A 25,736-nucleotide genomic window follows, 5' to 3' on the forward strand; every position below is an offset into this window, starting at 1 on the left:
AACACTTCGGACCTGTGTGAGTGTCTCGCATGGCTTGAAAACACTCCGGATCTGTGTGGGAGCGAGCTTGCTCGCGAAGAGGCCCGTTCAGCCTCTGAAACTCCATTGATCAGGTAATCCGCCTTCGCGAGCAAGCTCGCTCCCACAAGATCTCGCTGCCGCAGAGCATCCACATGGCTTGAAACACTTCGGACCTGTGTGAGTGTCTCGCATGGCTTGAAAACACTCCGGACCTGTGGGAGCGAGCTTGCTCGCGAAAAGGCCTGCACAAGCGCCGAAAATGCATCGATTGAAACACTTTCTTCGCGAGCAAGCTCGCCCCTCACGCCCTTCGGGCAGAAGCCCGGACGCCCTTTATTCCCGGCGTCACAGATCTGTGCTGTACCGCACTTTCAGGTAATGGCGCATCACTCCGGCGCTGCGGCGGGTGTCGGGGCGGGTGGTGGGCGTAGGCCGACTTCGGCGCTCAGGCGCATTTCCTTGCCGTTGCGCATCACGTCGATAGCAATCTTGTCCTTGGGTTTGGTGCGCGCCACTTGGTTCATCGAGCGACGACCATCGCCGGCAGGTTCGCCATTGATGCTCAGGATCACGTCGCCCATTTGCAGGCCGGCTTTCTGCGCCGGTCCGTCGCGGAAGATGCCGGCCACAACGATACCTGGACGATCCTTCAGCCCGAAGGATTCGGCCAGTTCCTGGGTCAGGGGTTGAACTTCGATGCCCAGCCAGCCACGAATGACCTGACCGTGCTCGATGATCGACTTCATGACATCCATTGCCAATTTGGTCGGAATAGCGAAGCCGATGCCCTGGGAGCCGCCGGACTTGGAAAAAATCGCGGTATTGATACCGATCAGATTGCCGCTGGCGTCTACCAGCGCACCGCCCGAGTTACCCGGGTTGATGGCCGCATCGGTCTGAATGAAGTCTTCATAAGTATTGAGGCCCAATTGATTGCGCCCGGTGGCACTGATGATCCCCATGGTCACGGTCTGGCCGACCCCGAACGGGTTGCCGATCGCCAGCGCAACATCGCCGATGCGGATGCTGTCAGAGCGCGCGATGGTAATCGCGGGCAGGTTTTTCAAATCGATCTTGAGCACCGCCAGGTCGGTTTCCGGGTCATTGCCGATGACCCGGGCAATGGTTTCGCGGCCGTCTTTTAGCGCTACCACGATCTGGTCAGCGCCAGTGGTGACGTGGTTGTTGGTCAGTATGTAGCCTTCAGGGCTCATCATCACGCCAGAACCCAGGCTCGATTCCATACGCTTCTGCTTGGGCGTGTTGTCGCCGAAGAAGCGGCGGAACTGCGGGTCTTCGAAAAGCGGATTGTTGCCCTTGTTGACCATCTTGGTGGTATAGAGGTTGACCACCGCGGGCGCTGCGGCAATGACCGCGTCGGCATAGGAAGACGGACCTTGCATGACGTTGGTGGTCTGTGGGGCCTGTTGCAGATTGACATCCAGGCTCGGCAGACCGACCCACTGCGGATAGCGCTGAATAATCAGCATGGCGATAAGCACGCCAGCCAGCAATGGCCAGCCGAAAAAACGCAGTGCCTTGAACATTTAACAAGTCCTGATGGTTGCGGGCGCAGAAAGTTTTGCCACGGGTGCGCCATAATGGCGGGCATTATACGAGTACAACGCAGCTCTGAACTGCATATTTAGGAGTCTTTTATGGCTGTTGCCCTGAGCACCCTGGTCGAAGAAGCCGACCGCTATCTGAACAGTGCCCGGATTCAGGATTACTGCCCCAATGGCCTGCAGGTCGAAGGGCGGCCGCAAGTCATGCGCATCGTCAGCGGCGTGACGGCCAGTCAGGCCCTGCTGGATGCGGCAGTCGATGCCCAGGCTGATCTGGTTCTGGTTCACCACGGTTATTTCTGGAAGGGCGAAAACCCGTGTGTCGTCGGCATGAAGCAGCGTCGCCTGAAGACCTTGCTCAAACACGACATCAGCCTGCTGGCCTATCACCTGCCGCTGGATGTGCATCCCGAGGTGGGCAACAACGTGCAACTGGCGCGTCAACTGGACATCACGGTCGAAGGCCCTCTGGACCCTGAAAACCCGCGTGTGGTCGGGTTGATCGGCTCGTTGTCCGAGCCCATGACTGCGCGGGATTTTGCCCGTCGCGTGCAGGATGCGCTGGGGCGTGAGCCATTGCTCATCGAAGGCAGTCAGATGATTCGCCGTGTCGGCTGGTGCACGGGCGGTGGTCAGAACTACATTGATCAGGCAGTGCTGGAAGGCGTCGATCTGTTCCTCAGTGGCGAAGCGTCAGAGCAGACGTTTCATAGCGCACGCGAGAATGACATCAGCTTCATTGCGGCCGGTCATCATGCCACCGAGCGCTATGGCGTGCAGGCGCTGGGCGATTATCTGGCGCGACGGTTTGCGCTCGAGCATATCTTCATCGACTGCCCGAACCCGATTTGAACGATCAAACAGCAGGGCATATGCATAGATCGTTTCGATCTAGCTGCGTCGCTGATTAGCGATATCACGCATGTTAAAGTGCCCGGCTCGAATACGGCCCGCTGGCCGCCCCGGGGTTTCCCGGTCCATAACGAACGCAATCCGTGAGTAGCCATGGTTGACAAACTGACGCATCTGAAACAGCTGGAGGCGGAAAGCATCCACATCATCCGCGAGGTCGCCGCCGAGTTCGATAACCCGGTGATGCTGTACTCGATCGGCAAGGATTCGGCCGTGATGCTGCACCTGGCGCGCAAGGCATTCTTCCCCGGTAAACTGCCATTCCCGGTCATGCACGTCGATACGCGCTGGAAATTTCAGGAGATGTATCGCTTCCGCGACCAGATGGTCGAGGAAATGGGGCTGGACCTGATCACCCACATCAACCCCGATGGCGTGGCACAGGGCATCAACCCGTTCACCCACGGCAGCGCCAAACACACCGACATCATGAAGACCGAGGGCCTGAAGCAGGCGCTCGACAAGCATGGTTTCGACGCCGCCTTTGGCGGTGCCCGACGCGATGAAGAAAAGTCCCGGGCCAAGGAACGCGTCTACTCGTTCCGCGACAGCAAGCACCGCTGGGACCCGAAAAACCAGCGTCCCGAGCTGTGGAACGTCTACAACGGCAACGTCAACAAAGGCGAGTCGATCCGTGTGTTCCCGCTCTCCAACTGGACCGAGCTGGACATCTGGCAGTACATCTACCTCGAAGGCATCCCGATCGTGCCGCTGTATTTCGCCGCCGAGCGCGACGTCATCGAGAAGAACGGCACGCTGATCATGATCGACGACGAGCGCATCCTCGAGCATCTCACCGATGAAGAGAAGTCGCGCATCGTCAAGAAAAAGGTCCGTTTCCGCACCCTCGGCTGCTACCCGCTGACCGGTGCTGTCGAGTCCGAAGCGACCAGCCTGACCGACATCATTCAGGAAATGTTGCTGACGCGAACTTCCGAGCGCCAGGGCCGGGTCATTGACCATGACGGCGCTGGCTCGATGGAAGAAAAGAAACGTCAGGGTTATTTCTAAGGGGTGTCACATGTCGCATCAATCTGATTTGATCAGCGAGGACATCCTCGCCTACCTGGGCCAGCACGAACGCAAGGAAATGCTGCGCTTTCTTACCTGTGGCAACGTCGATGACGGCAAGAGCACGCTGATCGGGCGTCTGCTGCACGACTCCAAGATGATCTACGAAGATCACCTGGAAGCCATCACCCGTGACTCGAAGAAGTCCGGCACCACTGGCGATGACGTCGATCTGGCGTTGCTGGTGGATGGTCTGCAGGCCGAGCGGGAGCAGGGCATCACTATCGATGTCGCCTATCGCTATTTCTCCACGGCCAAGCGCAAGTTCATCATTGCCGACACCCCGGGCCACGAGCAGTACACCCGCAACATGGCCACCGGCGCGTCGACCTGTGACCTGGCGATCATTCTGGTGGACGCGCGCTATGGCGTGCAGACCCAGACCCGTCGTCACAGCTACATCGCTTCGCTGCTGGGCATCAAGCACATCGTCGTCGCCATCAACAAGATGGACCTCAACGGCTTCGATGAAAGCGTTTTCGAGTCGATCAAGGCCGATTACCTGAAGTTTGCCGAGGGCATAGCGTTCAAGCCGACCACCATGGCTTTTGTGCCGATGTCGGCGCTCAAGGGCGACAACGTGGTGAACAAGAGCGAGCGTTCGCCGTGGTACACCGGCCAGTCGTTGATGGAAATTCTCGAAACGGTCGAAATCGCCAGCGACCGCAACTATGCGGACCTGCGTTTCCCGGTGCAGTACGTCAACCGTCCGAACCTGAACTTCCGTGGCTTCGCCGGTACGCTGGCCAGCGGCATCGTGCACAAGGGCGACGAGATCATCGTGCTGCCATCGGGCAAGAGCAGCCGTGTGAAGTCCATCGTCACCTTTGAAGGTGAGCTGGAGCAGGCCGGGCCGGGCCAGGCAGTGACGCTGACCATGGAAGACGAGATCGACATTTCCCGTGGTGACCTGCTGGTGCATGCCGACAACGTTCCGCAGGTCAGCGATGCGTTCGAGGCCATGCTGGTGTGGATGGCCGAAGAGCCGATGCTGCCGGGCAAGAAGTACGACATCAAGCGCGCCACCAGTTATGTGCCGGGCTCTATTGCCAGCATCACCCACCGGGTCGATGTGAATACGCTGGAGGAGGGCCCTGCCAGCTCGTTGCAACTGAACGAGATCGGCCGGGTCAAGGTCAGCCTCGATGCGCCCATCGCGCTGGACGGCTACAGCAGCAACCGCACCACGGGTTCGTTCATCGTCATCGATCGTTTGACCAATGGCACCGTTGCGGCAGGCATGATCATTGCCAAGCCGGTTTCAGGTGGTGGCTCGCAGCACCATGGCGAACTGGCCCACGTCTCCACAGAGGAGCGCGCGCAGCGCTTCGGTCAGCAACCGGCCACCGTGTTGTTCAGCGGCCTGTCCGGCGCGGGCAAAAGCACGCTGGCCTATGCGGTCGAGCGCAAGCTGTTCGACATGGGCCGTGCGGTCTATGTACTGGACGGTCAGAACCTGCGTCATGACCTGAACAAGGGCTTGCCACAGGATCGTGCCGGTCGTACCGAGAACTGGAGCCGTGCTGCTCATGTGGCGCGTCAGTTCAACGAAGCCGGCCTGCTGACTCTGGCCGCATTCGTTGCGCCGGACGCCGAAGGGCGTGAGCGCGCCAAGGCGCTGATCGGCAAGGATCGTCTGCTCACGGTCTATGTGCAGGCATCGCCAGCGGTCTGCCGCGAGCGTGATCCACAGGGCCTGTATGCCGCTGATGGCGACAATATCCCTGGCGAGTCCTTCCCGTATGACGTGCCGCTGAATGCCGATCTGGTGATCGACACGCAGACACTCAACGTTGAAGAAAGCGTCAGGCAGGTGCTGGATCTGCTGCGCAGCCGCGGCGCGATCTGATTCATAGCCTCTAGCAAGGGGCTTACATCTGCAGGGGATTGCAGTGTCGATCCCACAAAAAAGCCCGCCGCAGACAATCTCTGCGGCGGGCTTTTTGTGTGGCTGTGAAAGCTTACTTCTTCAAGCCGTAATGCTCGTCCAGCATGCCCGGGGTGTTGGGCGACTTGGGGGCGTAATCCTTGGGCGTTTCAGTGTCGCGTGGCGGGGTCAGGCGGTCGCGATGATCGCGGTGCGCATGATTGGCCTCAGGGTGCAGGGCGGCCAGCAGGCGTTGGCGGGTCAGCTCGTCGAGAGCCAGGCGGTTGGCGCCCTCGGCAAGGTGTTCCTGAACATCCTGATAGCTCTGTGAAAGCTTTTGTACCAGATTGGCCGTGCTGTTGAAGTGCGTGACTACCTCGTTCTGATAGGTGTCGAAACGCTCCTGAATGTCATCCAGCTGGCGCTGGGTGCTGTTCGGAACGGTGTTGGGCAGCAGGCGTGCCACCAGAAAACCAATGACGACACCGGCCACCAGGGCGAGCGTCGGCAACAACCAGACTAAGAGCGAGTGTTCCACGAGTCCTTCCTCTATAAACGGCTTTGCTTTACGTTAACGGCTCGAACCTGCGCTGTATACCCGCGACGTATCGTTGATATGCATGCCGCAGACAATCAGCTAGACGAGTCGACCCATTTCGAGGTCACGGAGTTCTGTTTTGCTCATGCGTGAAACCCCATTATTTATCGATGGCCCTGAGGGCCAGCTCGAAGCGCTGTATCAGGACGTCCCCGACGCCCGAGGTGTTGCACTGATCTGCCATCCTAACCCGATACAGGGCGGAACGATGCTCAATAAAGTCGTTTCGACGTTGCAGCGCACCGCACGCGATCAGGGTTTGATCACATTGCGCTTCAATTATCGCGGCGTCGGCGCCAGTGCCGGTACGTCGGTTGCCGGGCCGGGCGAGATTGATGATGCCCAGGCAGCCGCCCGATGGCTGCGGGCGCAACATCCGGATCTGCCGATGACCCTGTTCGGATTTTCCTTTGGCGGCTACGTTGCTGCAAACCTGGGTGGCAGGCTGGAAGCGCAGGGTGAAAAGCTCACGCACGTGTTTCTGGTTGCTGCTGCGGCTTCGCGGCTCGAGGATCAGAGCGTGCTGCCCCAGGCTTGCCCGCTGACGATCATTCAGCCCGAGAACGACGAAGTGATCGAGCCCGAGACCGTCTATGCATGGTCCGCCGCGTTGCAACGTCCCCATGAGCTGCTGAAAGTGGCAGAATGCGGACACTTTTTTCACGGCAAGCTGACTGATCTGAAAGATCTGCTCCTGCCGCGACTTTCCAGCTGATTGCAGCCGTATTGCATCCTATTGATAAGCGACCTGCCATGACCACTCGTATCCTGACCGGTATCACGACCACCGGCACTCCCCATCTGGGCAACTACGCGGGCGCCATTCGCCCGGCCATTGTCGCCAGCCGTCAGAGCGATTTCGACTCGTTCTACTTTCTGGCCGACTACCACGCGCTGATCAAATGCGATGACCCGCTGCGCATTCAGCGCTCGCGTCTGGAAATCGCCGCGACCTGGCTGGCAGCGGGGCTGGACGTTGATCGTGTGACCTTCTATCGCCAGTCGGACATTCCCGAAATCCCGGAACTGACCTGGCTGCTCACCTGCGTCGCGGCCAAGGGCCTGCTCAATCGCGCCCACGCCTACAAGGCGTCGGTGGACAAGAACGTGGAAAGTGGCGAAGACCCGGATGCAGGCATCACCATGGGGCTGTACAGCTACCCGGTGCTGATGGCTGCCGACATCCTGATGTTCAATGCGCATCAGGTTCCGGTAGGGCGTGATCAGATTCAGCACGTTGAAATGGCCCGCGATATAGGCCAGCGTTTCAATCACCTGTTCGGCAATGGCAAGGAGTTCTTCGTCATGCCCGAGGCATTGATCGAAGAGAGCGTAGCCACGCTGCCAGGCCTGGACGGTCGCAAGATGTCCAAGAGTTACGACAACACCATCCCGTTGTTCAGCGGTGCCAAGGACATGAAAGGCGCGATATCGCGCATCGTCACCGACTCGCGTGCGCCGGGCGAAGCGAAAGACCCGGACACCTCGCACCTGTTTACTCTGTACCAGGCGTTCTCGACGGCCGAGCAGTGCGCTGAATTCCGCTCTGACCTGTTGCAGGGCCTGGGCTGGGGCGAAGCCAAGAATCGTCTGTTCACGTTGCTGGATGCACAACTGAGCGAACCCCGTGAAAAGTATCTGGGGCTGATCGAGCGTCCTGCCGATCTCGAAGACATCCTGCTCGCTGGCGCGCAGAAAGCCCGTCGCGTCGCCACTCCGTTTCTCGAGCAATTGCGCGAGGCGGTGGGCCTGCGGTCGTTCCGTACCGTGGTGCAGAACGCCGACACCGGCAAGAAAAAGGCCAGCAAGGGCGCTCGTTTCGTCAGCTTCCGTGAAGACGACGGCAGCTTCCGTTTCCGCCTGCTGGCAGCCGATGGCGAGCAGTTGCTGTTGTCGCGCAACTTTGCCGATGGCAAGGCTGCAGGCGTGGTCAGCAAGCAGTTGCAGCAGGGCGGCGAACTGGACCTGCGCAGCGAAGACGATCGCTTCACGCTGTGGCTGGACGGCGCCTGTGTGGCGGACAGTCCGGTATTCGCCGACGCTGCCGCGCGCGACAGTGCCATCGAAACTCTCAAGCTGGCGCTCGCTCCTCAACAGGACTGATTGCCAATCCCCGGGGTCGTCGCTACAGTGACGACCCGTTTTTGTTGCCTTGCTAACGAATTATGACGCCCCTAGAACGATATCAAGCTGATCTGAAACGCCCGGACTTCTTTCACGATGCCGCGCAGGAAAACGCTGTGCGTCATCTGCAGCGCCTGTACGACGATCTGATCGCCGCTCACGACAGCAAGCCTGGCCTGTTCGGCAAACTGTTCGGCAAGAAAGAGCAGACGCTGGTCAAGGGGCTGTACTTCTGGGGTGGCGTAGGCCGCGGCAAGACGTATCTGGTCGATACGTTCTTCGACGCACTGCCGTTCCAGGACAAGGTCCGTACGCACTTCCACCGCTTCATGAAGCGCGTGCACGAAGAGATGAAGACCCTCAAGGGCGAGAAAAACCCGCTGACGATCATCGCCAGGCGGTTTTCCGACGAGGCGCGGGTCATCTGCTTCGACGAGTTTTTCGTCTCCGATATCACCGATGCCATGATCCTCGGCACGCTGATGGAAGAGCTGTTCAAGAACGGCGTGACGCTGGTGGCTACGTCCAACATCGTCCCGGACGGCCTGTACAAGGACGGCCTGCAGCGGGCGCGTTTCCTGCCGGCCATCGCGCTGATCAAGCAGAACACCGACATCGTCAACGTCGACAGTGGCGTCGATTACCGTCTGCGCCACCTGGAACAGGCCGAACTGTTTCACTTTCCGCTTAACGAAGTTGCACAGGAAAGCCTGCGTAAAAGCTTCAAGGCCCTGACGCCGGATTGCGCAGAAACCATCGAAAACGATGTGTTGATGATCGAAAATCGCGAGATCCGCGCGCTGCGCACCTGTGACGACGTGGCTTGGTTCGACTTCCGTGAATTGTGCGACGGCCCGCGCAGTCAGAACGATTACATCGAGCTGGGCAAGATCTTCCATGCCGTGCTGATCAGCGGCGTCGAGCAGATGGACGTTGCTACTGACGACATCGCCCGGCGCTTTATCAACATGGTCGACGAGTTCTACGATCGCAACGTCAAGCTGATCATCTCGGCCGAGGTTGAATTGAAGGACCTGTACACCGGCGGCCGGTTGATGTTCGAGTTCCAGCGTACCCTCAGCCGCCTGCTGGAAATGCAATCCCACGAATTCCTCTCGCGGGCGCACAAGCCTTAGCAGTTGCGGCGAGCTTCAGGCGACAGGCCTGAAGCTCGATCACGCTGCGCCTTGTACCTCAAAGCCGCTCTTTATGGCCTTCGAACTGTTGCCGGTACTGATTGGGTGACAGCTCGGTGTGCTGGCGGAACAGTCGGGCAAAGAAGCTGGCGTCGTCGTAGCCCACTTCATAGCTGATGGTCTTGATGCTCTTGCGCGTCCCAGAGAGCAATCCCTTCGCCGTTTCGATCCGCAGTCTTTGCAGGTAATGCAGTGGCTTGTCGCCCGTGGCGGTCTGAAAGCGGCGCATGAAATTGCGAATGCTCATGCCATGCTCGCGGGCCACGTCTTCAAAGCGGAACTTGTCGGCAAAGTGCTCTTCCAGCCAGTGCTGAATTTGCAGGATGACCACGTCCTGATGAAGCTTCTGACCGCCAAAACCGATTCGCCCCGGCGAGTAGGTGCGACGCACTTCATAGAGGATGTCGCGGGCGACGGCCTGGGCGACATTGGCGCCGCAGAAGCGCTCGATCAGATAAATATACAGATCGCAGGCTGAGGTCGTGCCGCCCGCGCAATACACGTTGTCGGCGTCGGTAAGGTGCTTCTCCTGATTGAGCAGGACCTTGGGATAGCGCTCGGCAAATGCGCTGAAAAAACGCCAGTAGGTCGTCGCTTCCTTGCCGTCCAGCAAACCGGCTTCGGCAAGCCAGTAGACACCGGTGGCTTCGGCGCAGAGTACGGCGCCGTTGGCGTGCTGTTCGCGCAACCACGGCAGGGTCTGTGGATAACGCTGGCAGAGGGTTTCAAAATCGTCCCAGAAGGCCGGGATGACGATAATGTCGCTCTGGCACAGCGCGCCGTCGACCGGCAGGGTGACATCGCTGAAGCTGCTGACAGGCAGCCCGTCGGGGCTGACCAGGCGCGTTTCGAAGGCGGGCACCAGGCCGTGGCCCAGTTGCTTGCTGTAGCGCAGGCTCGCCAGGTGGAAGAAGTCCTTGGCCTGCATGACAGTGGAGGCAAACATCTTGTCCGTGGTCAGAATGCTTACGCGGCGCAGAAGAGTGGCGTGTCGGATCGGCATAATCGTTATTCTTATATGGGTAAATGGTCAAGCTACGGCTGGATCGTCTTATTTTTTGCCAAAACTGTCCAGTCTCGTTACGTGGAGCCCCTTGGCAGGGCACCCATGATGGCTTTGTGCTAAGAGGATCAATATCCGCCAATCCACGCCTCGCAGGCAATAAACAGAATGTGAACAAAAAATCCGGTTGAGGTTATTTTTACAGTCTGTATAATCCGCCAGCTCTTTGCAGTGGAAGTGATGCGCCGTCTGCCGAAGAATCTTGCCGTATAACGGACGCGCTGACCCGAGCCCCCGATAGCGTCTGTTTCCGGCTGCCTTTGACTTGTCAAAGTACGCACTATTCAGTAAGATCCGCCGTCTAATTTTCAGGGCGGCCCCTGAGGCTATAAAGAATGAAAACTTTTACTGCTAAACCGGAAACAGTTAAGCGCGACTGGTTCGTCGTCGACGCTGCTGGTCAGACCCTGGGTCGTCTGGCCACCGAAATCGCGAGCCGTCTGCGTGGCAAGCACAAACCGGAATACACTCCGCACGTTGATACCGGCGACTACATCGTCGTGATCAATGCCGAGCAGATCCGCGTTACTGGTGCCAAGACCACCGACAAGATCTACTACTCACACTCCGGTTTTCCGGGCGGGATCAAGTCGATCAACTTCGAAAAGCTGATCGCCAAAGCTCCTGAGCGCGTGATCGAGACCGCGGTCAAAGGCATGCTGCCTAAGAACCCGCTGGGTCGCGACATGTATCGTAAGCTGAAAGTCTATGCGGGCGCTGTACACCCTCATACTGCTCAGCAGCCCCAAGAACTGAAGTTTTAACGGAATAGTTCATTATGTCGGCGACTCAAAATTACGGCACTGGCCGTCGCAAGACCGCAACCGCTCGCGTTTTCCTGCGTCCGGGTACTGGTAACATCTCGATCAACAACCGCTCCCTGGACAATTTCTTCGGCCGCGAAACTGCCCGCATGGTAGTTCGTCAGCCGCTGGAACTGACCGAGACCGTTGAAAAGTTCGACATCTACGTCACCGTTATCGGTGGCGGCGTAAGTGGTCAGGCTGGCGCAATCCGCCACGGTATCACTCGCGCTCTGATGCAGTACGACGAGACACTGCGCGGTGCTCTGCGTAAAGCAGGCTTCGTGACTCGCGATGCTCGTGAAGTTGAACGTAAGAAAGTCGGTCTGCGTAAAGCGCGTAAGCGTCCGCAGTACTCGAAGCGTTAATACGCTCTTCGTTCAAAGAAAGAACGTCCATCCCCTCGCGGGGCTGGGCGTTTTTTTATGGGCGTGATTTTTACGGTCATGATGTTTTTGCGTTGCTCGTTTTACGTCGATATTGTGAAATTTATCCGCCTGTCGACGAAGATTACGGAATTTACATCGCGTAAATGAGCTATCTTGTGGCCCGCGACGAACGCCTGTCATGTTGTGTTCATTATCGGATTCGCCCTTGAAGCGCGTTCGTTCGTCTGTCCGATAAATTTTAACAAGCGAGGAGGATCGCCATGGGCGTGACCAACCGGTTGGCCTGCTACTCCGACCCCGCCGACCACTATTCTCATCGCGTACGCATTGTGCTCGCCGAGAAGGGTGTCAGCGCCGAAATCATTGAAGTGGCGGCAGGTCGTCATCCGCCGCAGCTGATTGAAGTAAATCCATACGGCAGCGTGCCGACCCTCGTCGATCGTGACCTGGCGTTGTACGAGTCGACCGTGGTGATGGAGTATCTGGATGAGCGCTATCCACATCCGCCTCTGCTGCCTGTCTATCCGGTTGCCCGTGCCAACAGTCGTTTGCTGATCCATCGTATCCAGAGAGACTGGTGTGGCCTTGTCGACCTGATTCTGGATACGCGCAGCAAAGAGCCTGCTCGTGTTCAGGCGCGCAAGGAGCTCCGCGAGAGTCTGGCCGGGGTTTCTCCGTTGTTCGCGGAAAAAGCTTTTTTCATGAGCGACGAGCTAAGTCTTGTTGACTGCTGTCTACTCCCCATACTCTGGCGTTTGCCAATTTTGGGTATTGAATTGCCGCGGCCTGCCAAGCCGCTGCTTGATTACATGGAGCGCCAATTTGCGCGTGAGGCTTTTCAGGCGAGTCTGTCTGCTGCCGAACGTGAAATGCGCTAAGGCTTAAGGAGCCGTTAATGAACTCCAGTCGCCCTTATCTTGTTCGTGCTCTTTACGAGTGGATCGTCGATAACGATTGCACCCCGCATGTGCTGGTCAATGCGGATTACCCGTCGGTGCAGGTCCCGCAAGGGTTTGCCAATGACGGGCAGATTGTCTTGAATGTTTCGCCGAGTGCCGTGCGTCATCTGCATATGGATAACGAAGCGGTGAGCTTCGAAGGCCGCTTCGGCGGTGTGCCGCACACGCTTTATGTACCTGTCGCTGCCATCCTGGGTATTTATGCCCGCGAGAACGGTCAGGGCATGGTTTTCGATCTGGAGCCCTCCATGGAAGAGGGCGAAGAAATCGAGATCGAGATCGAAGACGATACGCCTCCGCCAGACAGCGAACCGCCTCGTCCGAGTGGCAGGCCGAGTCTGAAGGTCGTGAAGTAAAAACCGGCAATAAAAAAGGCGATCTTCGGATCGCCTTTTTCATGCCTGTCGGTTACCCGTCAGTCGATGTACTCGAAGAGTTTGACGATCTTCTGCACGCCGGAGACGCCCTGTACCAGGTTGGTGGCGCGATTGGCTTCGTCCTGGGTTACCAGGCCCAGCAGGAAGACGATGCCGTTCTCGGTCACCACCTTGATGCGCGAGCCGGGAATGGATGCGTCAGCGATCATCTGGCTTTTGATCTTGGTGGTCAGCCAGGCGTCATTGTTGCGCGCCAGCAGCGAGGAGGGTGCCATCACCTGCAGTTCGTTGTTGACCTTCTTGACGCGCTGAACAGCGCTGGCGGCCTGTTCGGCCATTGCCTTGAGGTCGGCACGCGGTGTCTGGCCAGCCAGCAGCACGATGCCGTTGAAGCTGGTCACGACGATGTGCGAGCCCTCTGCGAGGTCAGGGTTGGCCTTGGAGATGTTGACGGCTGCCTTGGTCTCGATCAGTGAATCGTCGATCTTGCTGCCGAAGGTGCGCGTGCCGCGATCGTCTTTGATCGGTTTTTCGCGAGTGGCCGTGATCACCGAACTGCATCCGGTGATGCTGAGGCACAGTGTCAGAACCAGTAGGCTGAGACGATTAGGGGTCATTCTTCACTCCCGAACAGTTGGCTGTCGATCAAATCGCAAAGGCAATGGATCGCCAGCAGATGGACTTCTTGTATGCGTGCCGTGACATTGGCGGGTACGCGGATCTCCACATCCTCGGGCAATAGCAGCGAGGCCATGCCGCCACCGTCGCGTCCTGTCAATGCTACGACAATCATTTCGCGATCATGTGCGGCCTGGATGGCTTGAATAATATTCGCCGAGTTGCCGCTGGTGGAAATGGCCAGCAACACATCGCCTGGCTGACCCAGCGCGCGAATCTGTTTGGAGAAGATTTCGTTGTAGCTGTAATCGTTGGCGATCGAGGTGATCGTCGAGCTGTCGGTGGTCAGTGCAACCGCTGGCAGGCTCGGCCGCTCGCGCTCGAAGCGGTTGAGCAGTTCCGAGGAGAAGTGCTGTGCATCGCCCGCTGAACCGCCATTGCCGCATGCGAGCATCTTGCCCTCGTTGAGCAGGGCATTGACCATGACCTGACTGGCTTGCTCGATAAAGGGTGCAAGGACTTCCATCGCCTGTTGCTTGGTTTCGATGCTGGCCTGGAACAGCCGGCGAATTCGGGATTGCATGTCCATCAATGTGACCTTAATTAGAGCGTACGGCGGCGGGACGGATGCGCCGGGTTCTCCCGGGAGCTATCCGGCACACAAGGTGTGCAGCCGGCAAAACAAATAGCGAAATCGGTGACGGTTAGTAGTGTGTTGCAGGTCATGACTCAAGTCGGATTGCTGCTTCACTGCGCCAGGTCAGCTGTCAAAAGCGCTCTTGATCCAGTTCAGTGGTGCGGCCTTGCCGGGCTCGCCTTCAATGGCGATCACGTCGAAACGGCAGGGGTGATTGGCCCAGGCCGTTGCGTGCTGCAGAAAAAGCTGTGCGGCTGTGACGAGTTTCTCCTGCTTGCGAAAATCGACGCTTTCCGTGGCGCCGCCCCATCCTGAATGGCGCCGGTAGCGAACTTCGACGAATACTACTGTATCGCCGTCAAGCATGACTAGATCAAGCTCGCCGCGTTTGCATAACCAGTTTTGTTCAATCAGGCGCAGGCCCTGCTGCTGCAAAAACTGCAGGGCGAAGGCTTCGGCCTCGCGCCCTGCTTGCTGGCGGGTGCTGCGTTGCATCAAGGAGCGGTGTCCGGCAGGCGCTGGATCTTGCCGTCGACGAACTCGGCCCATGGCAGCTGGCGTTCGACGCGGCGGCCAGGGTTCAGGCTGAGGCTACCGGACAGCCCGTCAATGCGGCTGTCAGGCATCGCCTTGAGTTGAGCGAGGCGCGGCGCCAGGCGATACGCGTCGATACCCATCGCATACAGACGACCCAGGCTGCCTGCAGCCTGTGGCCATTGTGCGGTGACCTGCTGGCGCAGCGGGTCTTCGGCGTTCAGCAGCCATGGCGTTTCGCAGAAGCGCACGCCATTCAGGTCCATGTATTGGGCGTGATCGTTGCTGTTGGTGAACAGGTGCGAAGTGGCATAGACCGGAACGTCACCGGCGTACTGGAAGACCATGGTGGGTTTGATCTGTTGCGCTTGTTGTGGCGTCGCGGCGAGGAACATGAAGTCGATGTCCTGGCGACGGCTCGGCTGAGCTGCGATCTGAGTGCCGGCCGTGCTTTGCAGGCGCTGAGCGCGGCCTTCGCTATTGCGCAGCTGGAACAGGTCGGCGACCTGCTGTGCCAGTTCTACCGGCTGATCAACGTGCTCTGCAGCGATCAGCGTACCGCCCTTGGCTTGCCAGCTCTTGCGGAAGGCATCCAGCACGCGGTCGCCCCACTCACCTTTCGGAACCATCGCCACGGCGCTGCGCTTGCCGTCCGCCCAGGCACGACGAGCAACCTCGCGGGCTTCGTCTTCTGCGGCCAGGCCGAACTGATACAGCTGCGCCGGGCCTTCATTGCTGGTATCGCTGTAGTTCAGCGCCAGTGTAGTAATAGGCAACTGCTGACGGCTGTTCAGTTGTTTGACGAGATTCTTTTCCAGCGGACCGACGACCAGTTGCACACCAGCGGCCTGAGCCTGACGGTAGAACTCGTCCATCGAGGTGATTCGCGAGCTGTCGAAGACCTGAATGGCCGGAGGATTCTCACCTGCTTGCTGAGCCTGGAAGTGCGCGGCCATGAAGCCTTCGCGCAGCGCCTTGGCGACTGCGGCCAATTGGCCATCCTGCGGCAGCAGCAGGGCAATTTTGGTAATCGGCTCGCTGGTCAGTGCACGCAGCTGCGCGAGAGCGGTTGGCAGTTGCAGTGCAGCAGGGTGTTTCGGATTCTGCGCTTTCCAGCTGTCGATGGCAGCCTGTTGCTGCTCAAGCGTGCCTGCGCCCTTGATCGAGCGAGCCAGGTTCAGCCAGCCGCCCATATCGTCGGTCGCTGTGCTCTGCAGTTGCTCGGCGGGCAGGGCAGAGACCAGTGTCCAGATCGCGTCATTGTTGGCGCTGGCGTCTGCGCCTTGCAGCAACGGGCCGGCATAAACACGTTCATTGGCGGCTGCGAGCGCCTGGCCATCGGCTTCAAGAGCGCGTGCCTTGACCATGTGCGTGCGAATCTGCTGCTCGACCGACAGCTCGCCCAGGCGCTGCATGCTTGGATGATTCAGGGCGGTCAGCGCTGCCTTGGGTTGATTACGGCCCATCGCCAGTTCGGCGGACAGTGTGCTGGCGAAAACCTGCAAGCCGGGCTTGAGTTGATCGATTTGCACCTGTCCGAGGATTTGCGCGGCGCGTCCTGCGTCATTCTGGCGGCTGGCCAGATCGGCCGCACTCAAGCGCAGCGTTGCGGCCTGCTCGGGGGTTTTGGCGCTGGCGGCCTGCTCGAGCAGTTGCTCGATGCTGGCATCAGGGGTTCGAGGCAGCTCGCCAAGGCTGGACGAGGGCGAGCTGGCACAGGCTGCAAGGAGGGCAGCGAGGCAGAGGGCAGAGAGCAGCCGCAGACAAGCGATCATTGGTATGTTCCTGAAACTCGAGCGAATTAACGGGGGATTGTACCCAAGCGCTGGCCGGGGTGCGATGTCGAAGGTATTTAAAGCCGTGATATCAGTCGCGTTAAGGTCATCTGGCGGCCAAATCGTTCAATTGGAGAGGTGCGCCGCGTTTCTTGCTCGGGTCTGAACATGTTTTCATTCCTTTTTTGTCGGCATCCTGACGCGCGAACCGTTCCGCCGCGCCGCAGCCTGTACAATGCAGTTTTTCCAAGCACCTGTTATAACCTGCGAGGTTTGCGTTTTGACTGTTCCGGTTGTTTCGAATTCCACTCCGGGTTCGCTTTATGTAGTGGCGACTCCCATCGGCAATCTGGACGACATGAGTGTGCGAGCCTTGAAGGTGTTGCGTGAGGTCGCGCTGATCGCAGCTGAAGACACGCGCCATTCCGCACGGCTGATGCAGCACTTCGGCATCTCGACTCCATTGGCAGCCTGTCACGAACATAACGAACGTGATGAGGGTAGTCGCTTCATTACACGTCTGCTGGCCGGAGATGACGTTGCGCTGATTTCCGATGCCGGCACGCCGTTGATCTCCGACCCCGGTTATCACCTGGTGCGTCAGGCGCGTGCCGCAGGTGTTCAGGTTGTACCGGTGCCGGGCGCGTGTGCCTTGATTGCGGCTCTGTCTGCGGCCGGGCTGCCGTCGGATCGATTCATTTTCGAAGGTTTTCTTCCGGCCAAGGCTGCGGGTCGCAAGGCCAGGCTCGAGCGTGTCAGGGAAGAGCCACGCACGCTGATCTACTATGAAGCGCCGCACCGCATCCTGGAGTGCCTGCAGGATATGGAGCTGGTCTTCGGTGCTGACCGTCAGGCCTTGCTGGCGCGTGAAATAACCAAAACTTTCGAAACCCTCAAGGGTCTGCCTTTGGGTGAGCTGCGTGCATTCGTCGAATCGGACAGTAATCAGCAGCGCGGAGAATGCGTGGTGCTGGTGGCTGGCTGGACGCCGCCGGATGACGAAGATGTCATTGGTGAAGAGGCTCGTCGGGTGCTGGATCTGCTGCTTGCAGAGATGCCGCTCAAGCGCGCCGCAGCGCTGGCAGCCGAAATAACCGGCGTGCGCAAGAACCTGCTGTATCAGGTGGCGCTGGAGAAACAGAAGGAGTAACGGGGGCTTTTGAAGGGGGTAAGCGAGCCACACAATGCTATTAAAGCTTGTTCTTGATGGCGTGTGCCGCTAACCTTGTCGGCGGAGAGTCGATTGGACAGTCGCTGCCTCTTGTTGTTCCGCAACAAGGGGGGGAGGAAAGTCCGGGCTCCATAGGGCGGAGTGCCAGGTAACGCCTGGGAGGCGCGAGCCTACGGAAAGTGCCACAGAAAATAACCGCCTAAGCGCTTCGGTGCCGGTAAGGGTGAAAAGGTGCGGTAAGAGCGCACCGCACGTCTGGTAACAGTTCGTGGCAAGGTAAACCCCACTCGGAGCAAGACCAAATAGGGTTCCTAGGCGTGGCCCGCGCTGGAACCGGGTAGGTTGCTAAAGGCGTCCAGTGATGGCCGTCGTAGAGGAATGACTGTTCTCGACAGAACCCGGCTTACAGATCGACTCTCCACCTTTTTTCTTCCCCTTCGTTTCACGCAGCAAAACCCCTCCGTAATACCAAAAAAATCTTACAGCTCATAAATCACATTAACTTTGAATCGCAACGATTTGAGCTGTGTGGGATTTATCCGTCAGTTCCTTCGCAAAATTACCTTTTTAGCCCCGATACCTCTCCTAAATCTCCGAAATGTAAGGGTTTTCCTTAAGACCGTGCCTTGACGGTGTGGTGGGCGCGTTCCTATAGTGTGCGCAAGTGGCAGAAAGTGGCACGAAGTGGGTTTTTTTAGCGCAAAAAGCTAATATTCGGAGAATGCGCCTGTGTTCCGTGGTGCCAATGCGATCAATCTCGATGCCAAGGGCCGTCTCGCTATGCCGAGCCGGTACCGTGACGAGTTGGATTCGCGTAGCGCCGGCCAACTTATCGTGACCATTGATGCCGTTGATCCATGCCTTTGCCTTTATCCGCTTTCCGAATGGGAGCTGATAGAAGCAAAACTTCGTGATCTGGCGACGTTTCGTGAAGAGAACCGCCGTCTGCAAAGGCTTCTGATTGGTAATGCTGTCGATCTGGAACTCGACGGGAGTGGGCGTTTTCTGGTGCCGCCGCGCCTGCGCGAGTACGCCAGGCTGGATAAGCGCGTAATGCTGGTGGGCCAGCTCAACAAGTTTCAACTGTGGGACGAGGACGCCTGGAATGCTCTTGCTGATGCTGACCTGGCTGCCATTCAAAAACCTGGCGCGATGCCCGACGAATTACGTGATTTGATCCTGTGACTATGAATAGCGGCTTTACCCACATCACCGTGCTGCTTGAAGAAGCCGTGGAGGCTCTCGCGGTGCGCGCCGATGGCTGCTACTTGGACGGCACGTTCGGGCGTGGCGGGCATAGTCGTCTGATACTCAGCCAGCTGGGCCCAGAGGGTCGGCTCCTGGGATTCGACAAGGACCCTCAAGCGATTGCCACCGGGCAAGCGCTAGCGGCCGAAGACGGCCGCTTTGTCATTGTGCAGCGCAGCTTTGCCGAATTGGGATCCGAGACTCAGGAACGCGGTTTGGCGGGCAAGGTCAGTGGCATTCTGCTGGATCTGGGTGTGTCGTCCCCGCAGCTGGATGATCCCGAGCGCGGTTTCAGCTTCATGAACGACGGTCCTCTGGACATGCGCATGGACCCGACCCGTGGCGTGAGCGCTGCCGAGTTCATCGCGACTGCACCGGCTGAAGAGATTGCCCGCGTTTTCAAGGAATACGGCGAAGAGCGATTTGCCAAGCGGATGGCCAATGCGGTCGTCGCGCGCCGCGAAGTCCAGCCTTTCGAGCGCACAGCCGATCTGGCAGAAGTGCTCAAGGTCGCCAACCCTGCCTGGGAAAAGGGCAAGAATCCTGCAACGCGTGCCTTTCAGGGCCTGCGTATTCACGTAAATAACGAATTGGGCGATCTGGAAGCCGGTCTCGAAGCGGCTCTGGATGCGCTGGAAGTGGGCGGCCTTCTGGTCGTCATCAGCTTTCACTCGCTGGAAGACCGCATCGTCAAGTTGTTCATGCGCAAGCTCGCCAAGGGCGAAGCCGACAACATGCCGCGCAATCTGCCGATCCAGTTCAAGCCGTTCGAACCGAAAATCAAAATTCACGGCAAGGCCCAGTTCGCCTCTGATGTCGAAACCAAAGCCAACCCGCGCTCGCGCAGTGCTGTCATGCGTGTAGCGGAGAAGCTCAGGTGAGCCGTCTGTTTCTGAAACCTCTGCCCGGCGGCAGCTTCATTATGCTGCTGCTGTTCATTGCTGTACTGATTTCGGCGATTGGCGTTTCCTATAGCGCACATTGGAATCGTCAACTGCTCAACTCGCTGTATTCGGAAATGAGCGTGCGCGACAAGGCGCAGGCAGAGTGGGGCCGGTTGATTCTTGAGCAGAGCACCTGGACTGCACACAGCCGTATCGAGACTCTGGCCACCGAACAACTGAAGATGCGCATCCCGAGCGCTGCCGAAGTACGGATGGTGGCGCCATGATGAAGCTCGATGGCGCTCTTTATCCGTGGCGTTTTCGCGTAGTCGTAGGGCTGCTGGTATCCCTCGTGCTCGCCATTTGCTGGCGCATCGTCGACCTGCAGGTCATCGACCATACCTTTCTTAAAGAGCAAGGCGATGCACGCAGCCTTCGGCATATCCCTATTCCGGCGCACCGTGGCCTGATCACCGACCGTAACGGCGAGCCGCTGGCGGTCAGTACTCCTGTGACGACGCTGTGGGCCAACCCGCGTGAAATGCAGCAGGACAAGTCCAAGTGGCCGATGCTGGCAGCCGCGCTGGGTCAGGATCTCAAGGCATTGACCGAGCGTCTGGACTCGCAGGCGAACAAGGAATTCATCTATCTGGTCCGTGGCCTGACGCCAGAGCAGGGCCAGTCGGTCATCGACCTGAAAGTACCGGGTGTCTACGGCATCGAAGAATTCCGCCGCTTTTATCCTGCCGGCGATGTCACCGCACACATGGTCGGCTTTACCGACCTTGATGACCATGGCCGCGAAGGCGTCGAGCTGGCGTATGACGACTGGCTCGCCGGTGTGCCTGGCAAACGTCAGGTCATCAAGGACCGGCGCGGTCGACTGATCAAGGATGTTCAGGTCACCAAGAATGCCAAGGCCGGAAAGACCTTGGCTTTGTCCATTGACCTGCGCCTGCAGTACCTGGCGACCCGTGAACTGCGCAATGCCATCGTCGAGAACGAGGCCAAGGCCGGCAGCATGGTGATCATGGACGTCAAGACCGGTGAGGTGCTGGCGATGGTCAACCAGCCGACCTACAACCCGAACAACCGCCGCACCATGGTGCCTGCCGCCATGCGCAACCGGGCCATCATCGACGTGTTCGAACCTGGTTCGACCATGAAGCCGATCTCCATGACCGCGGCGCTGGACAGTGGCCGCTGGAAGCCGACCGACAAGGTCGAGGTTTATCCGGGCACCCTGCAGATCGGCAAATACACGATTCGTGACGTGACCAAGACCGAAGGCCCGATCCTCGATCTGACCGGCATTCTGATCAACTCCAGTAACGTCGGCATGAGCAAGGTCGCGTTCGATGTGGGCGGTGAGGCGATCTTTCGTGCCATGCAGCGCGTCGGTTTCGGTCAGTACACCGGCCTCGGCTTCCCTGGCGAGCGCGTCGGCAACCTGCCCAACTACCGCGAATGGCGCAAGGCTGAAACCGCCACGCTGTCCTATGGCTACGGTTTGTCGGTCACGGCTTTGCAACTGGTGCATGCCTACGGCGCGCTGGCCAACAATGGCCGCATTGTGCCGTTGACCATTCTGAAAACAGATAAAGAGCCGGAATCGACCCAGGCCATTCCGGAGAAAACCGCCAAGACCCTGCAAGGCATGTTGCAGCAGGTTATCGAGGACCCGCGCGGCGTCTATCGCGCCCGTGTACCGTCCTACCACGTCGGTGGCAAGAGTGGTACGGCGCGTAAGACGTCCATCGGTACCAAGGGCTACGCGGAAAACTCCTATCGCTCGCTGTTCGCCGGGTTCGGCCCGATGAGTAACCCGCGTTACGCCATCGTGGTCGTCATCGACGAGCCGAGCAAGGGTGGTTACTACGGCGGTCTGGTTTCGGCCCCGGTATTCAGCAAGGTCATGTCCGGCACGTTGCGTCTGATGAACGTGACGCCGGACAACCTTGCGCCACCTGAACAAGTCAACGCCGCACCGGCAGCCAAAGGAGGGCGTGGTTGATGGCCTTTAATCTGAGCAAGATTTTCGCTCACACCGACCGCGATGCGCTGATTCGCGAGTTGACTCTCGACAGTCGCAATGTCCGTCCGGGTGATCTGTTTCTAGCCATACCGGGTATCAATGTCGATGGCCGTGCGCATATTGCCGACGCGCTCAAGCGTGGCGCGGCGGCTGTGGCGTACGAAGTCGAAGGCTCGACCGTTCTGCCGATCACTGACGTGCCGCTGATCCCGGTCAAGGGGCTCGCCGCGCAGTTGTCCGATATTGCCGGCCGCTTCTACGGCGACCCGAGTCGCAGTCTGAATCTGGTAGGTGTTACCGGCACCAACGGCAAGACCAGCGTCACCCAGCTGGTTGCGCAGGCGCTTGATGCGCTGGGTCAGCACTGCGGCATCGTCGGCACACTGGGCACAGGATTCTACGGCGCGCTGCAAAGCGGCCGTCATACCACGCCTGACCCGATTGCCGTTCAGGCGACGCTGGCCGATCTGAAAAAGGCCGGTGCGCGCGCAGTGGCGATGGAAGTGTCGTCTCATGGGCTGGATCAAGGGCGGGCGACGGCGCTGGCGTTTGATGTGGCGGTGCTGACCAATCTGTCCCGTGATCACCTGGATTATCACGGCACCATGGAAGCGTACGCTGCCGCCAAGGCCAAGCTGTTTGCATGGTCCAACCTGAAATGCCGGGTAATCAACCTGGATGATACTTTCGGTCGTGAACTGGCCGGTATCAAGCAAGAGTCGCGGTTGATCACCTATAGCCAGCTGGATAGCTCGGCCTACCTGTATTGCCGCGATGCGAAATTCGATGATGATGGCGTGCGCGCTACGTTGGTCACGCCTCAGGGCGAGCATTTCCTGCGCAGCAGCCTGCTGGGTCGCTTCAACCTGAGCAACGTGCTGGCTGCGGTCGGCGCTTTGCTGGGCCTGGATTACGCGCTGGACGAAATTCTCAAGGTGCTGCCGAAACTCGAAGGCCCGGTCGGGCGCATGCAGCGTCTGGGTGGTGCCGACAAGCCGCTGGTGGTTGTCGATTACGCGCATACTCCGGATGCGCTGGAAAAAGTCCTCGAAGCACTGCGCCCGCACGCCAAAGGCCGTCTGTTGTGCCTGTTCGGCTGCGGCGGTGATCGTGATCGCGGCAAGCGTCCGCTGATGGCTGAAGTGGTCGAACGCCTGGCAGACGGTGCGTGGGTCACCGACGACAACCCGCGCTCCGAATCGCCAGCCAGTATTTTTGACGATATTCGCCCTGGCTTCGCTGCTGTCGACAAGGTGCGTTTCATCGAAGGTCGCGGTCAGGCCATTGCCGAACTGATTGCCAGCGCCAATGCCGATGACGTCGTAGTGCTCGCCGGCAAGGGCCACGAGGACTATCAGGAAATCAATGGTCAGCGGCAGCCATTCTCCGATTTGCAAGAAGCCGCCAGCGCGCTTGCCATATGGGAGCCTGCAAATGCTTAAGCCAATGACCTTCAGCGAACTGGTTGTACCACTCGATGCGCGTCTGGTCGGGGGCGACTGCAGCTTTTCCGGCGTGAGCACCGACAGCCGTGGCATCGAGCCAGGCCAGCTGTTTGTAGCCCTGACCGGGCCGCGTTTTGACGGTCATGAATACCTCGATCAAGTGGCTGCCAAAGGTGCGGTCGGTGCTCTGGTCGAGCGCGAAGTGCAGGGCGCCGCCTTGCCGCAACTGGTCGTGCTGGATACCCGCAAGGCGCTTGCCCAACTGGGTGCCATGAATCGCAATGCATTCGTCGACCGGCCGGTTGCTGCAGTCACCGGCTCCAGTGGCAAGACCACGGTCAAGGAAATGCTCGCGAGCATCCTGCGCACGCGCGGCCCGGTGCTGGCGACCCGAGGCAACCTGAACAACGAATTGGGCGTTCCACTGACTCTGCTGGAACTGGCCCCGGAATACACGTCCGCTGTGATCGAGCTGGGTGCGTCGCGGGTCGGCGAGATTGCCTACACCGTAAGCCTCGCCAAGCCGCACGTCGCCATGATCACCAACGCCGGAACTGCCCACGTCGGCGAGTTCGGCGGCCCGGACAGAATTGTCGAAGCCAAGGGCGAGATTCTCGAAGGTCTCGGCGCGGGTGGTACTGCAGTATTGAATCTGGAAGACAAGGCGTTTCCGATCTGGCGCAAGCGCGCCGGCGATCGCAATGTCCTGACCTTCGCACTGACCGACTCTGCGGCTGACGTGTACGCCAGCGAGCTGAGCCGTGATGCTCGGGGCTGCCCGGCTTTTACCCTCAACAGCCCGCTCGGCACTGCCCGGGTCCAGTTGAACCTGCTCGGCACACACAATGTGTCCAACGCCTTGGCCGCTGCGGCTGCGGGCTGCGCAATGGGTGTGCCGCTGGAAGGGATCGTCACCGGGCTGAACAACGTGCAGCCGGTCAAGGGCCGTGCCGTGGCGCAAATCGCCAGCAATGGCATGCGCGTCATCGATGACACCTACAACGCCAACCCTGCCTCGATCAACGCGGCCGTCGACATCCTCACCGGCTTCACCGGTCGTACCGTACTGGTGCTGGGCGACATCGGTGAGCTGGGCGAATGGGCCGAGCAGGGCCATCGCGAAGTGGGCGCCTATGCCGCTGGCAAGGTGTCGGCGCTGTATGCCGTCGGCCCATTGATGACTCACGCGGTCAGCGCCTTCGGCGAGCACGCTTACCACTTTGCCAGTCAGGCTGAACTGATCGCGGCGCTGGGCGCCGAGCAGAATCCTGATACCACTTTACTGATCAAGGGCTCGCGTAGCGCTGCGATGGAACACGTCGTGGCTGCCTTGTGCGGTTCTAGCCTGGAGAAACATTAATGCTGCTGCTGTTGGCCGAGTTTTTACAACAGTTCTACAAAGGCTTCGCGGTCTTTCAGTACCTGTCATTGCGCGGGATCCTTGGCGTGCTCACCGCCCTGACGCTGTCGCTGTGCCTGGGGCCGTGGATGATCCGCACCCTGCAAATGCGTCAGATCGGTCAGTCGGTGCGCAACGATGGTCCGCAATCGCACCTGTCCAAGTCGGGTACGCCGACCATGGGTGGGGCGCTGATCCTGTCGTCCATCGGTATCAGTACATTGCTGTGGGCTGACCTGAGCAACCGTTACGTATGGGTTGTGTTGCTGGTGACACTGTTGTTCGGCGCCATCGGCTGGGTCGATGACTACCGCAAGGTGATCGAAAAGAATTCCCGGGGCCTGCCGAGCCGCTGGAAGTATTTCTGGCAGTCGGTTTTTGGCCTCTGTGCAGCGATCTTCCTTTATACGACTGCACCGTCGGCGACTGAAACCACGCTGATCGTGCCGATGCTCAAGGATGTGCGTATCCCGCTGGGTATCGGTTTCATCGTGTTGACCTATTTCGTGATTGTCGGCTCCAGCAATGCAGTCAACCTGACTGACGGGCTGGATGGTCTGGCGATCATGCCGACGGTGATGGTAGGCGGTGCCTTGGGCATCTTCTGCTACCTGTCGGGTAACGTGAAATTTGCTGAATACCTGCTGATTCCCTACGTGCCGGGGGCGGGCGAGCTGATTGTGTTCTCTGGGGCGCTGATTGGCGCCGGGCTCGGATTCCTCTGGTTCAACACGTATCCGGCGCAGGTGTTCATGGGCGACGTCGGTGCGCTGGCACTCGGCGCGGCGCTGGGCACCATGGCGGTGATCGTTCGTCAGGAAATGGTCCTGTTCATCATGGGCGGCGTGTTCGTGATGGAAACCCTTTCAGTGGTCATTCAGGTTGCGTCTTTCAAACTTACCGGCCGCCGCGTATTCCGCATGGCGCCGATCCACCACCACTTTGAACTCAAAGGCTGGCCCGAGCCACGTGTGATCGTCCGTTTCTGGATCATCACCGTGATTCTGGTGCTCATTGGCCTTGCCACGCTGAAACTGAGGTAGAA

Annotated in this window: 25 protein-coding genes and 1 other RNA gene; 19 read left to right on the forward strand and 7 right to left on the reverse strand. The window is 59.1% G+C overall.

Features of this window, described 5'->3' with window-relative positions:
- Nucleotides 1–407: 407 nt before the first annotated feature.
- Nucleotides 408–1,568, reverse strand: a complete 1,161-nt coding sequence (gene algW / locus LCH65_RS02280; protein WP_226439102.1) for a Do family serine endopeptidase AlgW — start codon at nucleotides 1,566–1,568, stop codon at nucleotides 408–410.
- Nucleotides 1,569–1,679: 111 nt separating this feature from the next.
- On the opposite strand from algW, the gene LCH65_RS02285 reads away from it, so the two are divergent.
- The 3 genes from LCH65_RS02285 (at nucleotide 1,680) to cysN (ending at nucleotide 5,418) form a co-directional block, all read left to right on the forward strand.
- Nucleotides 1,680–2,438, forward strand: a complete 759-nt coding sequence (locus tag LCH65_RS02285) for a Nif3-like dinuclear metal center hexameric protein (protein ID WP_003364071.1) — start codon at nucleotides 1,680–1,682, stop codon at nucleotides 2,436–2,438.
- Nucleotides 2,439–2,591: 153 nt separating this feature from the next.
- Nucleotides 2,592–3,509 carry a sulfate adenylyltransferase subunit CysD gene (gene cysD, locus LCH65_RS02290; protein ID WP_003313577.1) on the forward strand — a complete coding sequence of 306 codons (918 nt, stop codon included), beginning with the start codon at nucleotides 2,592–2,594 and terminating at the stop codon, nucleotides 3,507–3,509.
- Nucleotides 3,510–3,519: 10 nt separating this feature from the next.
- The gene (cysN, locus tag LCH65_RS02295; protein WP_003431487.1) at nucleotides 3,520–5,418 is read left to right on the forward strand and encodes a sulfate adenylyltransferase subunit CysN; all 1,899 of its coding nucleotides are present in this window, start codon (nucleotides 3,520–3,522) and stop codon (nucleotides 5,416–5,418) included.
- A gap of 112 nt (nucleotides 5,419–5,530) precedes the next feature.
- Here cysN and LCH65_RS02300 read toward each other — a convergent pair whose 3' ends face one another.
- Nucleotides 5,531–5,974: a DUF1043 family protein gene (locus LCH65_RS02300; protein ID WP_003364066.1), complete on the reverse strand. Its 444-nt coding sequence runs from the start codon at nucleotides 5,972–5,974 to the stop codon at nucleotides 5,531–5,533.
- 145 nt (nucleotides 5,975–6,119) lie between these two features.
- Between LCH65_RS02300 and LCH65_RS02305 the strand changes: the two genes are divergently transcribed.
- The 3 genes from LCH65_RS02305 to zapE all read left to right on the forward strand — a co-directional run bounded on the left by LCH65_RS02305 (nucleotide 6,120) and on the right by zapE (nucleotide 9,294).
- Nucleotides 6,120–6,749 carry a thioesterase domain-containing protein gene (locus LCH65_RS02305; protein ID WP_003364064.1) on the forward strand — a complete coding sequence of 210 codons (630 nt, stop codon included), beginning with the start codon at nucleotides 6,120–6,122 and terminating at the stop codon, nucleotides 6,747–6,749.
- A gap of 38 nt (nucleotides 6,750–6,787) precedes the next feature.
- Nucleotides 6,788–8,137 (forward strand): tryptophan--tRNA ligase, encoded by a 1,350-nt coding sequence (locus tag LCH65_RS02310; protein WP_058416191.1) that lies wholly within the window; start codon nucleotides 6,788–6,790, stop codon nucleotides 8,135–8,137.
- 62 nt (nucleotides 8,138–8,199) lie between these two features.
- Nucleotides 8,200–9,294 (forward strand): cell division protein ZapE, encoded by a 1,095-nt coding sequence (zapE, locus tag LCH65_RS02315; protein WP_003340671.1) that lies wholly within the window; start codon nucleotides 8,200–8,202, stop codon nucleotides 9,292–9,294.
- 58 nt (nucleotides 9,295–9,352) lie between these two features.
- On the opposite strand, the gene LCH65_RS02320 is transcribed toward zapE, so the two are convergent.
- Nucleotides 9,353–10,258 (reverse strand): GlxA family transcriptional regulator, encoded by a 906-nt coding sequence (locus LCH65_RS02320; protein WP_161420698.1) that lies wholly within the window; start codon nucleotides 10,256–10,258, stop codon nucleotides 9,353–9,355.
- Between the two features lie 494 nt (nucleotides 10,259–10,752).
- Between LCH65_RS02320 and rplM the strand changes: the two genes are divergently transcribed.
- From rplM to LCH65_RS02340, 4 genes are all read left to right on the forward strand, one after another.
- Entirely contained in the window at nucleotides 10,753–11,181 is a 429-nt protein-coding gene (rplM, locus tag LCH65_RS02325) for a 50S ribosomal protein L13 (protein ID WP_002555065.1), read from the forward strand.
- 14 nt (nucleotides 11,182–11,195) lie between these two features.
- Nucleotides 11,196–11,588 (forward strand): 30S ribosomal protein S9, encoded by a 393-nt coding sequence (gene rpsI / locus LCH65_RS02330; protein ID WP_002555064.1) that lies wholly within the window; start codon nucleotides 11,196–11,198, stop codon nucleotides 11,586–11,588.
- Between the two features lie 281 nt (nucleotides 11,589–11,869).
- Nucleotides 11,870–12,487 (forward strand): glutathione S-transferase N-terminal domain-containing protein, encoded by a 618-nt coding sequence (locus LCH65_RS02335; protein WP_003431480.1) that lies wholly within the window; start codon nucleotides 11,870–11,872, stop codon nucleotides 12,485–12,487.
- Between the two features lie 17 nt (nucleotides 12,488–12,504).
- Nucleotides 12,505–12,924 (forward strand): ClpXP protease specificity-enhancing factor, encoded by a 420-nt coding sequence (locus LCH65_RS02340; protein ID WP_003313571.1) that lies wholly within the window; start codon nucleotides 12,505–12,507, stop codon nucleotides 12,922–12,924.
- Nucleotides 12,925–12,983: 59 nt separating this feature from the next.
- Here the strand turns inward: LCH65_RS02340 and LCH65_RS02345 are convergent, their stop codons facing one another.
- From LCH65_RS02345 to LCH65_RS02360, 4 genes are all read right to left on the reverse strand, one after another.
- Nucleotides 12,984–13,562 carry a BON domain-containing protein gene (locus tag LCH65_RS02345; protein WP_226439103.1) on the reverse strand — a complete coding sequence of 193 codons (579 nt, stop codon included), beginning with the start codon at nucleotides 13,560–13,562 and terminating at the stop codon, nucleotides 12,984–12,986.
- Complete coding sequence (locus LCH65_RS02350) at nucleotides 13,559–14,152, reverse strand: phosphoheptose isomerase (RefSeq protein WP_226439104.1); 594 nt, start codon at nucleotides 14,150–14,152, stop codon at nucleotides 13,559–13,561. Before LCH65_RS02350 ends, LCH65_RS02345 begins: the two co-directional genes overlap by 4 nt.
- A 171-nt stretch (nucleotides 14,153–14,323) precedes the next feature.
- Nucleotides 14,324–14,698, reverse strand: coding sequence for a YraN family protein (locus LCH65_RS02355; RefSeq protein WP_170846025.1), 375 nt, complete (start codon nucleotides 14,696–14,698; stop codon nucleotides 14,324–14,326).
- A complete protein-coding gene (locus tag LCH65_RS02360) occupies nucleotides 14,695–16,509 on the reverse strand; it encodes a penicillin-binding protein activator (RefSeq protein WP_024662621.1) in 1,815 nt (604 codons plus the stop codon). Before LCH65_RS02360 ends, LCH65_RS02355 begins: the two co-directional genes overlap by 4 nt.
- Before the next feature lie 280 nt (nucleotides 16,510–16,789).
- Here LCH65_RS02360 and rsmI point away from each other — a divergent pair, with 280 nt between their 5' ends.
- From rsmI to mraY, 9 genes are all read left to right on the forward strand, one after another.
- Nucleotides 16,790–17,659, forward strand: coding sequence for a 16S rRNA (cytidine(1402)-2'-O)-methyltransferase (rsmI, locus tag LCH65_RS02365; RefSeq protein ID WP_003431476.1), 870 nt, complete (start codon nucleotides 16,790–16,792; stop codon nucleotides 17,657–17,659).
- Between the two features lie 85 nt (nucleotides 17,660–17,744).
- An RNA gene (rnpB, locus tag LCH65_RS02370) (RNase P RNA component class A) lies at nucleotides 17,745–18,102 on the forward strand.
- 307 nt (nucleotides 18,103–18,409) lie between these two features.
- The gene (gene mraZ, locus LCH65_RS02375) at nucleotides 18,410–18,865 is read left to right on the forward strand and encodes a division/cell wall cluster transcriptional repressor MraZ (protein WP_002555055.1); all 456 of its coding nucleotides are present in this window, start codon (nucleotides 18,410–18,412) and stop codon (nucleotides 18,863–18,865) included.
- Between the two features lie 2 nt (nucleotides 18,866–18,867).
- The gene (gene rsmH / locus LCH65_RS02380) at nucleotides 18,868–19,809 is read left to right on the forward strand and encodes a 16S rRNA (cytosine(1402)-N(4))-methyltransferase RsmH (protein WP_226439249.1); all 942 of its coding nucleotides are present in this window, start codon (nucleotides 18,868–18,870) and stop codon (nucleotides 19,807–19,809) included.
- A complete protein-coding gene (gene ftsL / locus LCH65_RS02385) occupies nucleotides 19,806–20,099 on the forward strand; it encodes a cell division protein FtsL (RefSeq protein WP_003340690.1) in 294 nt (97 codons plus the stop codon). Before rsmH ends, ftsL begins: the two co-directional genes overlap by 4 nt.
- Complete coding sequence (locus LCH65_RS02390; RefSeq protein ID WP_010427469.1) at nucleotides 20,099–21,826, forward strand: penicillin-binding protein 2; 1,728 nt, start codon at nucleotides 20,099–20,101, stop codon at nucleotides 21,824–21,826. Before ftsL ends, LCH65_RS02390 begins: the two co-directional genes overlap by 1 nt.
- Nucleotides 21,826–23,289 (forward strand): UDP-N-acetylmuramoyl-L-alanyl-D-glutamate--2,6-diaminopimelate ligase, encoded by a 1,464-nt coding sequence (locus LCH65_RS02395; protein ID WP_226439105.1) that lies wholly within the window; start codon nucleotides 21,826–21,828, stop codon nucleotides 23,287–23,289. The genes LCH65_RS02390 and LCH65_RS02395 overlap by 1 nt, the downstream gene beginning before the upstream one ends.
- Nucleotides 23,282–24,652: a UDP-N-acetylmuramoyl-tripeptide--D-alanyl-D-alanine ligase gene (murF, locus tag LCH65_RS02400; RefSeq protein WP_003431469.1), complete on the forward strand. Its 1,371-nt coding sequence runs from the start codon at nucleotides 23,282–23,284 to the stop codon at nucleotides 24,650–24,652. The genes LCH65_RS02395 and murF overlap by 8 nt, the downstream gene beginning before the upstream one ends.
- Nucleotides 24,652–25,734 carry a phospho-N-acetylmuramoyl-pentapeptide-transferase gene (gene mraY / locus LCH65_RS02405; protein ID WP_003431468.1) on the forward strand — a complete coding sequence of 361 codons (1,083 nt, stop codon included), beginning with the start codon at nucleotides 24,652–24,654 and terminating at the stop codon, nucleotides 25,732–25,734. Before murF ends, mraY begins: the two co-directional genes overlap by 1 nt.
- The last annotated feature ends 2 nt before the right edge of the window (nucleotides 25,735–25,736 follow it).

The organism is Pseudomonas sp. MWU16-30316 (assembly GCF_020515645.1).
GTDB classification, from domain to species: Bacteria; Pseudomonadota; Gammaproteobacteria; order Pseudomonadales; family Pseudomonadaceae; genus Aquipseudomonas; species Aquipseudomonas cerasi.